Source organism: Streptomyces sp. NPDC087859 (assembly GCF_044742595.1).
Lineage (GTDB): Bacteria > Actinomycetota > Actinomycetes > Streptomycetales > Streptomycetaceae > Streptomyces > Streptomyces canus_F.
In genome coordinates, this window is the sequence record NZ_JBIUUU010000021.1 from 1 (window position 1) to 14,663 (window position 14,663).

A 14,663-nucleotide genomic window follows, 5' to 3' on the forward strand; every position below is an offset into this window, starting at 1 on the left:
ACGCCCGGTTACATTCCGAACCCGGAAGCTAAGCCTTACAGCGCCGATGGTACTGCAGGGGGGACCCTGTGGGAGAGTAGGACACCGCCGAACAATTCTTCAAAGGGTTGGATCCTGAACTTCGGTTCGGGGTCCAACCCTTTTTTGTTCTGCGTCACTTGACGTTCACGTTCCACAACCACCATCCGAGGCATGGGTACTGCTGCAATGCTCAGGGCCGCCGGCGTCGGAGTCGGTGACGAGGTCGTGGTGCCGGCCTTCGGGAACGTCGAAGTCGCCGAGGCTGTTGTCCTGGCCGGTGCGCTTCCGGTGTTCGCCGACATAGATCCGTTGAGCTACTGCCTGGATGCGTCCGCTGTCGAGGCGGCCGTGACCGCACGGACCGCGGCCGTGGTGGTCGTACATCGATTCGGGCGGCGGGCCGGCATCGCGGCGCTGCACGCTCTGGGGCAGCGTCATGGGCTGCTCGTGCTGGAGCAGGGCGAGTCCGAGGCGCCGTACGACGAGGTCGCTCAGCGCAGGGAGCGGGCGGCTTACCTCGATGGGAAGTTGAAGGGTGTGGGCAAGCCCGACGGCGGTGATGGGCACACCTATCAGCAGTACGTCGTGCGGGTGCCCGGGAACGGGCGGCCCGATCGCGATGCCTTCGCTCGTGCCTTGCGTGGCAAGGGTGTTGAGTGCCGCGTGCCGGTGAAGACGCCCGTGCACCGGCTGCCCGAGTTCCGGCGTTGTGTGTCGCTGCGGGAGACGGAGTTGGCGGCGGACGAGACGTTGGCGCTGCCGGTGGACGCGTCCCTGACCAAGCGGGACATGCAGCGGGTCGTGGGCGCGTGCAATGCGCTCGGGGGGCTGCTTCAGGCAGCCTTCTGATCGGCTTTCGTACCTCGTGGGCGTGGTTGGGAACACCGGTCCGTTCGGGGTATGATCTATCCCGTTGCCGCGAGGGAAACCTCGAAGCGACAGGCCCCCTTAGCTCAGTCGGCAGAGCGTCTCCATGGTAAGGAGAAGGTCAACGGTTCGATTCCGTTAGGGGGCTCCAACTGAAAGGCCCCGCCCAATTGGGCGGGGCCTTTTTCGTACCCTTCTCAGTCCTTGTGGAGGCCCGGGACCCGCATGGCCAGGATCGCCATGTCGTCGGACGGGGCATCCGACGCGAAGCGTTCCACGGCGCGCATGATGCGGGCGGCGACCGCGCCGGCGGTCAGGCCCGTGCAGGTCGTGAGGACGTCGGTGAGGCCGTCGTCGCCCAACATGCGGGTGCCCTCGCGGCGTTCGGTGACGCCGTCGGTGACGCACAGCAGGACGTCGCCAGGGTCCAGGGTGACCATCTCCTCGTACAGCTCGAGATCCTCGATCACGCCCAGGAGCGGCTGCGGCTCGGCGGCCGGCTCGACGGTGCCGTCCTGGCGGAGGCGGAGCGGGAGGGGGTGGCCGGCGCAGACCACCTTCAGTTCGGCGCTGCCGTCCGCCTGGGGGCGCATCTCGCCGTAGAGGAGCGTCAGGAAGCGGCTGCGGGCTCCCTCGTCGAGGATCGCGGAGTTGAGGCGCTCCAGGACGGCCGGGCCGCTGAGGCCCTCCCTGGCCAGCAGCCGCAAGGCGTGGCGGGCCAGGCCCGTCACCGCCGCCGCGTTCGGGCCCGTTCCGCAGACGTCGCCGATGGCGAAGCCGTAGGCGCCGTCGCTGATGGGGAAGACGTCGTAGAAGTCGCCGCCGACCTCGTTGCCCTCGCCTGCCGCGCGGTAGATGACCTCGACCTCGACGCCGTCGATCTCGGGGAGCTCGGGCGGCAGGAGGCTGCGCTGGAGGGACTGGCTGATGGCCGTGCGCTCGGAGTACAGGCGGGCGTTGTCCAGAGCCAGCGCTGCCCTTCGGCTCAAGTCCTCGGCCAGTTCCAGGATTTCCTGGCGGAAGTGCTCGTCGGTCGGCTTGCCGAGGGTCAGCATGCCGATGACGCGGTTGCGGGCCACCAGAGGCAGGACGACCGTCTCGCCGCCCACGGCCGACGCGGTGGCGAGGGTCGGGCCGATGCCCGCGCTGAGGCGGCCGATGGGCTCGCCCAGGCCCAGGCTGCGCATGGAGGTGCGCAGGGCCGCCTGGTGGGCCGCCTCGGCGGGGGCCGACCAGACGCGGGCGCCCGGGGTGGGTACGGGGTCGGGCGGGGAGATCTTCGAGAGCAACGACTTGATGCCGTCGATGAGTTCCTCGTCCTCGTGCAGGACGTACGACAGATACGGCTCCGAGGCCTGGTCGGCGATTGTGTAGACCGCGCACCAGGTCGCCAGGGTCGGGACGGTCATCTGGGCCATCAGAGCCAGCGTTTGGTCGCGGTCCAGGGTGCCGGCCAGGAGATCGGAGGCCTCGACGAGGAAGCTGAGCGATCCTCGGCGCAGGCGTTCCAGTTCGCCGAGACGGGCCGATTCGACGGCCAACGCGATGCGGTCCGCGGCGAATTGGAGGCGCAGGGCTTCTTCGTTCGAGTATCTGCCGGGGCCTTCGGCGGCGACGCCGAGGGAGCCCGTGAGGCGGCCCTCGACCTTCAGGGGGACCGTGACGACCGAGCGCATGCCGGTGCCGCTCAGGAGCGGGACGGCGCCCGGTACCGCCGTGAGGTCCTCGTGGACGGCCGGCATGCGGGCCGAGCCGTAGCGGCCGGGGCCCGCCTCGACGGGGACGCGGGCGAAGCGCTGGCGGGCGGAGGGCAGGCCGGTGGAGGCGCGGACCTCCAACTCCGTTTCGTCGTCGGTGGCCAACAGGAGGAAGGCGGAGTCGGCGTCGAGCATGTCGCGGGCGCGTTCCACCGTGCGCTGGAGGAGACCGTCGAGGTCGTCCGGGGCCGGGGAGCCGATGAACACCTCGAAGGGATCGGTGCTCTGGCCGTCGGAGGAGGATGAGGTGTCGGAGGCCGGGATGCGCAGCGGGGTCTGGAGGACCGCGCGTTCGTGGTCGCGGACCAGGAGGCAGACCGTGGAGGGCTCGCCTTCCGTGTCGCGGACGCGGAGGTGGGAGGCGTACACGGGGGTGACGCGGCCGTTGGCGCCCCTTATGCCGTAACTGCCTTCCCAGCGGGAGAGTTGGAGCGCCTCCGCGATGCCCGTACTGGTGCCCGGGGTGTGGGGCCAGGCCGCGAGGTCGGTCAGGGGCTTGCCGGTGACCTGCTCGGCCGGGTAGCCGAAGAGTTCCTCGGCGTCCTCGTTCCAGGCCGAGATGGCCGCCGTACGGTCGATCTGGACGACGGCGACGCGGACACGGCCGTCGGCGAGGGGGAGGAGGTCCGCGGGGAGCGAGGGCCCGGCGGCTCGGGTGCCCACCTGGCGCTCGGGGAGGGCGATCTGGAACCAGACCTGCTTGTGTGTGGGCGTGTACTCGACGCCCCAGCGGCCGGCCAGGGCCGCGCACAGCTGGAGGCCGCGGCCGCCCTCGCGATCGGGGCTGCCCATGGTGGCGAGGGAGCCCTGGAGGGGGACCTCGCGCTCGGGGTAGCGGTCGGCGACCTCGATGCGTACGCCGTCGTCGCTGCGCAGACACAGGACGTCCGCCGTGGTGCCCGCGTGCACCACGGCATTGGTCACCAGTTCGCTGGTGAGGACCACCGCGTCGTCGACGATGTCCGCGAAGCCCCAGCCCTGGAGTGTGTCGCGGACGAAGGAGCGGGCACTCGCGACCGAGCGCCCGACGGGCTCGAAGCTGGCGGCCGCGCGCGCGGTGATCACAGAACTCCTCGACCGGTTGTCGACGTGCAGGGCTGCGCTGACGGTCGGCTCGTGCCGCTGGTGCGGCAGGCTGTCCGTCGGCCGGCGGTCCGGGGGATGTCCCCCAGGGATCAGTCCGGTGGTCATGTTGTGCGGCCGCCCCTCCGATGCCCGCTCGTTCTCGTGCCACCGCCCAAGGCCGGACGGACCGGCGCGGCTGGACAGCCGCATGCAAGGTTACTTACCTTCCCCGTCCATGCGGATGCCGGTCACCAGTGTTTCCGTCCGGAGGGTGTGCGGACGATGTGCGAAGCTGCCGAACTGTTATGGCCTGGTTCAGCCAGGGTGAAACACTGGGCAAGCTTCTTGTGAAGGTCCGGGCAGGCTGAGTGTGGTCCGCGCAGTGTGGGCAGCAGCCCGGGGCGTGGCCTGGTCCGCCCGGCGAAAACGCGCAGCATTAACTGGTACGTCGAACAGTAGTACCGGAGCAGCAGTAACGGTCGACCCCTGCGGGAGGGACACAGTGGAGTCTGGCGCAGCGACGCGGGGCACTAAGACGCGCGCGAAAGGCGGACAGTCCCTGAATAACCAGCGCAAACCACGCGGTGGGACCACCGCGGTGGACACGGCGGCCCTGAACCGACTGCTGGCGGCCCTCGTGTCGATGCGCGACGGGAACTTCCGGAAGCGGCTCACGGTGTCCGGCGACGGCGTGTTGTCCGAGATCGCCGCTGTGTACAACGAGGTGGCCGACCGGAATCTGCATCTGACGGGTGAGCTGTCGCGGGTGCGGCGGATGGTGGGCCGTGAGGGCAAGCTCACGGAACGGCTGGAAATCGGCGCCTGTGAGGGGTCGTGGCTGACGGCCATCGACGCCTCCAACGCCCTGGTCGACGATCTCGTACGGCCTGTCTCGGAAGTCGGCCGGGTGCTTTCCGCGGTCGCGGAGGGCGATCTGTCGCCGCGGATGGAGCTGCGGACGCAGGCGGCGGACGGGTCCGGGCACCCGCTGCGCGGTGAGTTCCTGAAGGTCGGGCGGACCGTCAACAATCTGGTCGACCAGCTGTCGACGTTCACCGACGAGGTCACACGCGTGGCCAGTGAGGTGGGCACCGAGGGCAAGCTGGGCGGGCAGGCCAAGGTGCGCGGTATGTCCGGTTCCTGGAAGGACCTGACGGATTCCGTCAACACGATGGCGTACCGGCTGACGGCGCAGGTGCGGGACATCGCGCTCGTCACCACGGCCGTCGCGAAGGGTGACCTGTCCCGGAAGGTCACGGTTCACGTGGCCGGCGAGATGCTCGAACTGAAGAACACCGTCAACACGATGGTGGACCAGCTGTCGTCCTTCTCCTCCGAGGTGACCCGCGTTGCGCGCGAGGTGGGCGTCGAGGGCGAGCTGGGCGGGCAGGCGCAGGTGCCCGGTGTGGCGGGTGTGTGGAAGGACCTCACCGATTCGGTGAACCTGATGGCCGGCAATCTGACGGCCCAGGTGCGTGGGATCGCGCAGGTGACGACCGCGGTCGCCAGCGGTGACCTGTCGCAGAAGGTCACCGTCTCGGCACGCGGTGAGGTCGCGCAGCTCGCCGACACGATCAACCAGATGACCGAGACGCTGCGGATCTTCGCCGACGAGGTCACACGCGTGGCCAACGAGGTCGGTGCCGAGGGTCAGCTCGGCGGGCAGGCCAACGTGCCGGGTGCGGCGGGAACGTGGAAGGACCTCACCGATTCGGTGAACACGGTCTTCCGGAACCTCACCACACAGGTGCGGGACATCGCCGCCGTGACGACGGCCGTGGCCAACGGTGACCTGTCGCAGAAGGTCACCGTCGACGTGGCCGGCGAGATGCTGGAGCTGAAGAACACCGTCAACGGGATGGTGGACCAGCTGTCGGCGTTCGGTGCCGAGGTCACGCGCGTGGCGCGCGAGGTCGGTGTCGAGGGTGAGCTGGGCGGTCAGGCGCAGGTGCCGGGTGCGGCCGGTACGTGGAAGGACCTCACGGACTCCGTCAACACGGCGTTCCGGAATCTCACCGGACAGGTGAGGAACATCGCCCAGGTGACGACGGCCGTGGCCAACGGTGACCTGTCGCAGAAGGTCACCGTGGACGTCTCCGGCGAGATGCTCCAGCTGAAGAACACCGTGAACACGATGGTGGACCAGCTCTCCGCCTTCGCCGACCAGGTGACGCGGATGGCCCGGGACGTGGGCACCGAGGGCCGACTCGGCGGTCAGGCCGTGGTGCCGGGGGTCTCGGGGACGTGGAAGGAGCTCACGGACTCCGTCAACTTCATGGGTGGCAACCTCACCTCGCAGGTGCGGCAGATCGCCCAGGTGACGACGGCGGTGGCGCGGGGTGACCTGTCCCAGAAGATCGACGTGGACGCGCGTGGCGAGATCCTCGAGCTGAAGAACACCATCAACACGATGGTCGACCAGCTCTCCGCCTTCGCCGACCAGGTGACCCGGGTCGCCCGGGAGGTGGGTACCGAGGGCCGTCTCGGCGGGCAGGCGCAGGTGCCCGGCGTCGCCGGTGTGTGGCGCGACCTGACCGACTCCGTGAACGGCATGGCGTCCAACCTGACCGGACAGGTGCGCAACATCGCCCAGGTCGCCACCGCGGTGGCCCGGGGTGACCTGTCCCAGAAGATCACCGTGGACGCGCGCGGCGAGATCCTCGAGCTGAAGAACACCCTGAACACGATGGTCGACCAGCTGTCGTCGTTCGCCGAAGAGGTCACCCGTGTGGCCCGCGAGGTGGGCACCGAGGGCATCCTCGGCGGCCAGGCCGAGGTGCAGGGGGTCTCCGGCACCTGGAAGGACCTCACGCAGTCCGTGAACTTCATGGCGAACAACCTGACCATTCAGGTGCGCAACATCGCCGAGGTCACGACCGCGGTCGCCAAGGGCGATCTGTCGAAGAAGATCACCGTCGACGCGAAGGGCGAGATCCTCGAACTCGTCAGCACCGTGAACACGATGGTGGACCAGCTGTCGTCCTTCGCCGAGCAGGTGACCCGCGTCGCCCGCGAGGTGGGTACCGAGGGCATCCTGGGCGGACAGGCGCACGCGTCGGGGGTCACGGGCATCTGGAAGGACCTCACCGACAACGTCAACCTGATGGCCAACAACCTGACCGTGCAGGTGCGGAACATCTCCCAGGTCGCCTCGGCCGTCGCCAACGGCGACCTGACCCGGACGGTGACCATCGAGGCGCGCGGCGAGGTCGCGCAGCTCGCGGACACCTTCAACACCATGGTGAAGACGCTGAGTTCGTTCGCCGACCAGGTCACCAAGGTGGCCCGTGAGGTGGGTACGGACGGGATCCTCGGCGGGCAGGCACGGGTGCCGGGTGTGGCCGGTACGTGGAAGGACCTCACCGAGTCGGTGAACCAGATGGCGTCCAACCTGACCGGTCAGGTGCGGAACATCGCCATGGTCACGACCGCCATCGCCAAGGGCGACCTGACGAAGAAGATCGACATCGACGCCCGGGGCGAGATCCTCGAGCTGAAGACCACCATCAACACGATGGTCGACCAGCTGTCCTCCTTCGCCGAGGAGGTCACCCGAGTCGCCCGCGAGGTGGGCACGGAAGGACAGCTCGGCGGCCAGGCACGCGTGCGTGACGTCGACGGCACCTGGCGCGACCTCACCGAGTCCGTGAACGAGATGGCCGGGAACCTGACCCGGCAGGTGCGTGCCATCGCGCGCGTGGCGACCGCGGTGACCCGCGGTGACCTGAACCTGAAGATCGACGTGGACGCGTCCGGGGAGATCCAGGAACTCCAGGACTACATCAACAAGATGATCGCCAACCTGCGCGACACCACGATCGCCAACAAGGAGCAGGACTGGCTCAAGGGCAACCTGGCGCGTATCTCCGCGCTGATGCAGGGCCGCCGCGACCTCGCGGACGTGGCCTCGCTGATCATGAGCGAGCTGACGCCCGTGGTGTCCGCGCAGCACGGCGCGTTCTTCCTGGCGATGCCGCTCGTCGACGGCAAGGACGCGAGCGCCGACCAGGAGGAGTCGTACGAACTGCGCATGCTCGGGTCGTACGGCTACTCCATGGGATCGATGCCGACGTCCTTCAGGCCGGGTGAGGCACTCATCGGGACGGCCGCGCAGGAACGGCGCACGATCCTCGTGGAGAACGCGCCGAGCGGCTATCTGAAGATCTCCTCGGGGCTCGGGGAGGCGCCGCCCGCGCAGGTGATCGTGTTGCCGGTGCTCTTCGAGAGCCAGGTGCTCGGCGTCATCGAGCTGGCGTCCTTCACGCCGTTCACGCAGATCCAGAAGGACTTCCTCAACCAGATCGCCGAGATGATCGCGACCAGCGTCAACACCATCTCCGTCAACACCAAGACCGAGGTGCTGCTGCGGCAGTCGCAGGAACTGACCGAGCAACTCCGCGAGCGGTCGGCGGAGTTGGAGAACCGGCAGAAGGCGCTCCAGTCGTCCAACGCCGAACTGGAGGAGAAGGCCGAGCTGCTGGCCCAGCAGAACCGCGACATCGAAGTGAAGAACACCGAGATCGAGGAGGCGCGGCAGGTCCTGGAGGAGCGCGCCGAGCAACTCGCGGTGTCGATGCGGTACAAGAGCGAGTTCCTCGCCAACATGTCGCACGAGCTGCGCACGCCGCTCAACTCGCTGCTGATCCTGGCCAAGTTGCTCGCCGACAACGCGGACGCCAACCTCTCGCCGAAGCAGGTCGAGTTCGCCGAGACGATCCATGGCGCAGGCTCCGACCTGCTCCAGCTGATCAACGACATCCTCGATCTGTCGAAGGTCGAGGCGGGCAAGATGGACGTCTCGCCGACGCGCATCGCGCTCGTCCAGCTCGTGGACTACGTGGAGGCCACCTTCCGCCCGCTGACCGCGGAGAAGGGCCTCGACCTGTCCGTACGGGTCTCGCCGGAGCTGCCCGCCACGCTGCACACCGACGAGCAGCGGCTGTTGCAGGTGCTGCGCAATCTGCTGTCCAACGCGGTGAAGTTCACCGACTCCGGGGCGGTGGAGCTGGTCATCCGGCCCGCCGGCGCGGATGTGCCGATGCAGATCCGTGAGCAGTTGCTGGAGACCGGTTCGCTGCGGGATCCGGACGCCGACCTGATCGCGTTCTCCGTGACCGACACCGGGATCGGGATCGCCGCGAGCAAGATGCGGGTGATCTTCGAGGCGTTCAAGCAGGCCGACGGCACGACGAGCCGGAAGTACGGAGGTACGGGGCTCGGGCTCTCCATCTCGCGGGAGATCGCCCAGCTGCTCGGCGGTGAGATCCACGCGCAGAGCGAGCCGGGCCGCGGCTCGACGTTCACGCTGTATTTGCCGCTGCACCCGAGCGAACTGCCTCCGCAGGGCTACCAGCAGTCCGCGGCGGTCCTGGACGTCGGTGACCCGAGCGCTTCCGAGAACGGCCGCGCCGAGGTCGAGATCGGGACGCCGGCCGAGGTGAAGTCGTACCAGGAGACCCAGAACGGCGCCGCGGCACTCTTCAGGCGCCGCCGCAGGACCCTGCCGGAGGTCGAACAGCGGCCCCAGCTGGACCAGTGGTCGGCGACGACGGCGCAGAGCCCGGCGCCGGAGGTGCGGCGCGGCATCCGGTTCGGCGGCGAGAAGGTGCTGATCGTCGACGACGACATCCGCAACGTCTTCGCGCTCACCAGCGTCCTGGAGCAGCACGGGCTGTCGGTGCTGTACGCCGAGAACGGCCGCGAGGGCATCGAGGTCCTGGAGCAGCACGACGACGTCACGGTCGTACTGATGGACATCATGATGCCCGAGATGGACGGGTACGCGACGACGACGGCGATTCGCAGGATGCCGCAGTTCGCGGGCCTGCCGATCATCGCGCTGACGGCGAAGGCGATGAAGGGCGACCGGGAGAAGGCGATCGAGTCGGGCGCCTCCGACTACGTCACCAAGCCGGTCGATCCCGATCATCTGCTGTCGGTGATGGAGCAGTGGATGCGGGGCGCGTGACCGCGGCGGATGCAGGACGCGTGACGGGATCGGTCGGACTTCGCGTGGATGCTGCGAGGACCTTCTGAGTTCACGCGGAGTTGCTGACTCAGTGTGCTCGAAGCCGTGTAGAAGTACGGGATTCGGGGAACCTTCTGGTCTCCCGCTGCGTTTCTGCTACGTGCACAGTGACATCGCGGTGACAGGGTGTGGCGACGGGCGGGGTGCGGCTACCATGACCGGCACGAGGACGGGCGGCGCAAGGGAGCCGTCCCCCGGGGCGGCACCTGCGGGTGTCGCCACGAGTCCTGAGGACAGGGGAGGCCCCAAGCCGGGGCGAGGAGGGCGGGCCATGGTGCAGAAGGCCAAGATCCTCCTGGTCGATGACCGGCCGGAGAATCTGCTGGCGCTGGAGGCCATCCTCTCCGCGCTCGATCAGACACTGGTGCGGGCATCGTCCGGGGAGGAAGCGCTCAAGGCGCTGCTCACCGACGACTTCGCGGTGATTCTGCTGGATGTGCAGATGCCGGGCATGGACGGCTTCGAGACGGCGGCGCACATCAAGCGGCGCGAGCGCACCCGGGACATCCCGATCATCTTCCTCACCGCGATCAACCACGGTCCGCATCACACCTTCCGGGGGTATGCGGCGGGCGCGGTCGACTACATCTCCAAGCCCTTCGACCCGTGGGTGCTGCGCGCGAAGGTGTCCGTCTTCGTCGAGCTGTACATGAAGAACTGCCAGCTGAGGGAGCAGGCGGCGCTGCTGCGGCTCCAGTTGGAGGGCGGTGCCGCGGGCAAGGCTCCGGCCGGTGAGGCGAAGGAGCCGGCGGGACTGCTGGCCGAGCTCTCGGCGCGGCTCGCCGCGGTCGAGGAGCAGGCCGAGGCCCTGTCCAAGCAGCTGGACGACGAGTCGGCGGACGCGGCGGCCGTGGCCACCGCGGCTCATCTCGAGCGCAAACTCACCGGCCTGCGGCGGGCACTGGACGCCCTGGAGCCGGGAACGGGCAGTTCGCAGTCGGTGCCCTCGCAGAACTGACCCCCACGCGCGGCTCAGTTGCGGGTGAGCGCGTGTCAGTTCCGCGTCCCCGCAAGGGCGACACGAACGGGTGAAGCACCGGGCACACGTGTCCGTTGTCGTCTCCCCCGGTAACCTCACACCTATGGCCTCACGTCCCTCCGCTGCCAAGAAGCAGCCCGCGAAGAAGGCGGCGGCTCCGGCGAAGAAGGCCGCTGCGAAGAAGGCTCCGGCGAAGAAGGCGCCCGCCAGGAAAGCCGTCGCGAAGAAGACCGCGCCGGTCCCGAAGCCGGCGCCCAGTCCGACCGGCGGCATCTACCGGCTGGTGCGCGCCGTCTGGCTGGGTCTCGCGCACGCGGTGGGCGCCGTGTTCCGCGGCATAGGGAATGGCGCGAAGAACCTCGACCCGGCGCACCGCAAGGACGGTGTCGCGCTGCTGCTGCTCGGCCTCGCACTGATCGTCGCGGCCGGTACCTGGTCGAATCTGCGCGGTCCCGTCGGCGACCTGGTCGAGATCATCGTCACCGGCGCCTTCGGCCGCCTCGATCTGCTCGTGCCGATACTGCTCGCGGTCATCGCGGCGCGGTTCATCCGGCACCCCGAGCAGCCCGAGGCCAACGGCCGCATCGTGATCGGCCTGTCCGCGCTCGTCGTCGGTGTGCTCGGGCAGGTCCACATCGCGTGCGGCGCACCCGCCCGCAGCGACGGCATGCAGGCCATAAGGGACGCGGGCGGCCTCATCGGCTGGAGCGCGGCGACCCCGCTGACGTACACCATGGGCGAGGTCCTCGCCGTACCCCTGCTCGTGCTGCTCACGGTCTTCGGGCTGCTGGTCGTGACGGCCACTCCGGTCAACGCCATCCCGCGGAGACTGCGGGAGCTCGGTGTGCGGCTCGGTGTCATGCACGATCCGGCCGAGGACGAGTTCGCCGAGGACGACGAGCGCTACGACGACCAGTGGCGCGAGGCCCTGCCCGCGCGCACCCGCAGGCGCGGGCCGGCCCCCGAGGCGTACGACCCCGACGGCGCCGAGCAGGAGGCCCTCTCGCGGCGTCGCGGTCGTCCCCGGCGCTCCGCGGTGCCGCAGCCCGACATGGACCGCCCGATGGACGCCGTGGACGTCGCCGCGGCGGCGGCCGCCGCGCTCGACGGTGCGGTCCTGCACGGCATGCCGCCGTCGCCGATCGTCGCCGACCTCACCCAGGGCGTGAGCGTCGGGGACCGCGAGGACACGACACCGACGCCGGTGCCGACCCCCGTGCCGGCCCCGGCCGCGCGACCCCGGCAGGAGAAGCTGAAGGTCCAGGAGAAGCTGAAGGTCGAGGTCGCGGACCTCACCAAGCCCGCGCCCGAGGCCCAGGGCGAACTGCCGCCGCGCGCCGAGCAGCTCCAGCTGTCCGGTGACATCACGTACTCCCTGCCCTCGCTCGACCTCCTCACGCGCGGGGGCCCGGGCAAGGCGCGCAGCGCGGCCAACGACGCCGTCGTCGCCTCGCTGACGAACGTCTTCATGGAGTTCAAGGTCGACGCGGCCGTCACCGGCTTCACGCGCGGGCCGACGGTCACGCGGTACGAGGTCGAGCTCGGTCCCGCCGTGAAGGTCGAGCGGATCACCGCGCTGGCGAAGAACATCGCGTACGCCGTCGCCAGCCCGGATGTCCGGATCATCAGCCCGATCCCGGGCAAGTCCGCGGTCGGCATCGAGATCCCCAACACCGACCGCGAGATGGTCAACCTCGGTGACGTGCTGCGGCTGGCCGCGGCGGCCGAGGACGAGCATCCGATGCTGGTCGCGCTCGGCAAGGACGTCGAGGGCGGCTATGTGATGGCCAACCTCGCGAAGATGCCGCATGTGCTCGTCGCTGGAGCGACCGGTTCCGGTAAGTCGTCGTGCATTAACTGCTTGATCACTTCCATCATGGTCCGCGCGACCCCCGAGGACGTGCGGATGGTCCTCGTCGACCCCAAGCGCGTCGAGCTGACGGCGTACGAGGGCATTCCGCACCTGATCACGCCGATCATCACCAACCCCAAGCGGGCCGCCGAGGCGCTCCAGTGGGTCGTACGGGAAATGGATCTGCGCTACGACGACCTGGCGGCGTTCGGGTACCGGCACATCGACGATTTCAACGAGGCCATCCGCGAAGGCAAGCTCAAGACGCCGGAAGGCAGCGAGCGGGAGCTGAAGGCGTACCCGTATCTGCTGGTGATCGTCGACGAGCTCGCCGACCTGATGATGGTCGCGCCGAGGGACGTCGAGGACTCGATCGTGCGCATCACGCAGCTCGCGCGCGCGGCCGGTATTCACCTGGTGCTCGCCACGCAGCGGCCCTCGGTCGACGTCGTCACCGGTCTGATCAAGGCGAACGTGCCCTCCAGGCTCGCCTTCGCCACCTCCTCGCTCGCGGACTCGCGGGTCATCCTCGACCAGCCCGGCGCCGAGAAGCTGATCGGCAAGGGTGACGGGCTGTACCTGCCGATGGGCCAGAACAAGCCCACCCGTATGCAGGGCGCCTTCGTGACCGAGGACGAGGTCGCGGCGGTCGTCCAGCACTGCAAGGACCAGATGGCGCCCGTCTTCCGGGACGACGTCGTCGTGGGCACGAAGCAGAAGAAGGAGATCGACGAGGAGATCGGCGACGACCTGGACCTGCTGTGCCAGGCGGCCGAGCTGGTGGTCTCCACCCAGTTCGGGTCGACCTCCATGCTCCAGCGCAAGCTGCGCGTCGGCTTCGCCAAGGCGGGACGCCTGATGGACCTGATGGAGTCCCGGGGGATCGTCGGACCGAGCGAGGGATCCAAGGCTCGTGACGTTCTTGTGAAGGCTGATGAGCTGGACGGAGTGCTCGCGGTGATCCGCGGGGAGGCTTAAGGGCAGGAAACGGGGCGCAGTGGTCGCCGGGCCCCCGGATGAGCCGCCGATGGGTGTTCGATCGTGACTCACCCGTAAGGGATCATTGAGCAACCGTTTCCCTTCGGCGTACGTCAAGTTGAGGGAAGCGAAAAGCTGCTGTCCCACCATCGGTGTGTCCGGCCATACCGATGGCGTACAAAGTCCCACCGCCCGGTTGCCCCACCCTTTCGCACCCCCCCTAGACTGAATCCTCAGCACAGGTGGCTTAAACGCTCGAAAGGCGCCCCCGTGTCCCTCGGCAACTCCCCTGAAGACGAGCGTCCGTTCGAAGACGACCGCGAGGAAGCCCGTATCTCCATCGGCCGTGCCCTCCAGCAGGCACGTATCGCGGCCGGGCTGACCGTCGACGACGTCAGCAACGCCACCCGGGTCCGCATCGCCATCGTGCATGCCATCGAGGCGGACGACTTCGCCCCCTGTGGCGGGGACGTCTACGCCCGTGGGCACATCCGGACCCTGGCCAAGGCCGTCCATCTCGATCCGGCCCCCTTGCTGGACCAGTTCGCCGCCGACCACGGCGGCGGGCGTCCCGCGCCGACCCCGGCCGCCCCGCTGTTCGAGGCGGAACGCATCCGTCCCGAGCGGCGTGGACCCAACTGGACCGCGGCCATGGTCGCCGCGATCGTCGCCGTGGTCGGCTTCGTCGGGTTCACCGCGTTCAAGGGGGACGACGAGGGCGGGAAGGCCCAGGTCGCCGAGGGCGCCGCGCCCTCGGCCGGCAAGTCGTCCTCGCCCACGCCCAAGAGTGAGAAGCCCGAGTCGCCGAAGCCGGACCCGTCCGACAGCGCCATCGCGGCCGCGCCCCAGGACAAGGTGACCGTCCAGGTCGGCGCCCCCGACGGCAGGAGCTGGATCTCCGCCAAGGACCACAGCGGCCGGCTGCTGTTCGACGGGGTGCTCGAGAAGGGCGAGAGCAAGACCTTCCAGGACAACGAGAAGATCAACCTCGTCCTCGGCGACGCCGGGGCGATCCAGCTGTATGTGAACGGCAAGAAGATCGACGACGACTGGCAGCCGGGAGCCGTGGAGCGGCTCACGTACACGAAGGGTGACCCGACGGTCGGCTAGGCCCGG

At 68.9% G+C, this 14,663-nt stretch carries 6 protein-coding genes, 1 tRNA gene and 1 rRNA gene; 7 read left to right on the forward strand and 1 reads right to left on the reverse strand.

The window, feature by feature from the left end:
- From rrf to ACIOHP_RS39700, 3 genes are all read left to right on the forward strand, one after another.
- Positions 1 to 93, forward strand: a 5S ribosomal RNA gene (rrf, locus tag ACIOHP_RS39690); the annotation flags it as partial.
- A 114-nt stretch (positions 94 to 207) separates the two neighbouring features.
- Positions 208 to 870: a DegT/DnrJ/EryC1/StrS family aminotransferase gene (locus ACIOHP_RS39695; protein WP_401895326.1), complete on the forward strand. Its 663-nt coding sequence runs from the start codon at positions 208 to 210 to the stop codon at positions 868 to 870.
- A 93-nt stretch (positions 871 to 963) separates the two neighbouring features.
- A tRNA-Thr gene (locus tag ACIOHP_RS39700) sits at positions 964 to 1,039 on the forward strand.
- 46 nt (positions 1,040 to 1,085) lie between these two features.
- On the opposite strand, the gene ACIOHP_RS39705 is transcribed toward ACIOHP_RS39700, so the two are convergent.
- Positions 1,086 to 3,836, reverse strand: a complete 2,751-nt coding sequence (locus ACIOHP_RS39705) for a SpoIIE family protein phosphatase (RefSeq protein WP_401895100.1) — start codon at positions 3,834 to 3,836, stop codon at positions 1,086 to 1,088.
- 376 nt (positions 3,837 to 4,212) lie between these two features.
- Here ACIOHP_RS39705 and ACIOHP_RS39710 point away from each other — a divergent pair, with 376 nt between their 5' ends.
- From ACIOHP_RS39710 to ACIOHP_RS39725, 4 genes are all read left to right on the forward strand, one after another.
- Positions 4,213 to 9,678, forward strand: a complete 5,466-nt coding sequence (locus ACIOHP_RS39710) for a HAMP domain-containing protein (protein WP_361549399.1) — start codon at positions 4,213 to 4,215, stop codon at positions 9,676 to 9,678.
- A gap of 331 nt (positions 9,679 to 10,009) precedes the next feature.
- A complete protein-coding gene (locus ACIOHP_RS39715) occupies positions 10,010 to 10,696 on the forward strand; it encodes a two-component system response regulator (RefSeq protein ID WP_401895102.1) in 687 nt (228 codons plus the stop codon).
- Positions 10,697 to 10,820: 124 nt separating this feature from the next.
- Positions 10,821 to 13,547 (forward strand): DNA translocase FtsK, encoded by a 2,727-nt coding sequence (locus ACIOHP_RS39720; protein ID WP_401895104.1) that lies wholly within the window; start codon positions 10,821 to 10,823, stop codon positions 13,545 to 13,547.
- A 270-nt stretch (positions 13,548 to 13,817) separates the two neighbouring features.
- On the forward strand, positions 13,818 to 14,657 hold the full coding sequence (locus tag ACIOHP_RS39725) for a RodZ domain-containing protein (RefSeq protein WP_401895105.1): 840 nt from the start codon (positions 13,818 to 13,820) through the stop codon (positions 14,655 to 14,657).
- The last annotated feature ends 6 nt before the right edge of the window (positions 14,658 to 14,663 follow it).

Coding starts and splice junctions, on each gene's coding strand:
- ACIOHP_RS39695 (WP_401895326.1), top strand. CDS start 208: ATGCTCAGGGCCGCCGGCGTCGGAGTCGGTGACGAGGTCGTGGTGCCG.
- ACIOHP_RS39705 (WP_401895100.1), bottom strand. CDS start 3,836: ATGACCACCGGACTGATCCCTGGGGGACATCCCCCGGACCGCCGGCCG.
- ACIOHP_RS39715 (WP_401895102.1), top strand. CDS start 10,010: ATGGTGCAGAAGGCCAAGATCCTCCTGGTCGATGACCGGCCGGAGAAT.
- ACIOHP_RS39720 (WP_401895104.1), top strand. CDS start 10,821: ATGGCCTCACGTCCCTCCGCTGCCAAGAAGCAGCCCGCGAAGAAGGCG.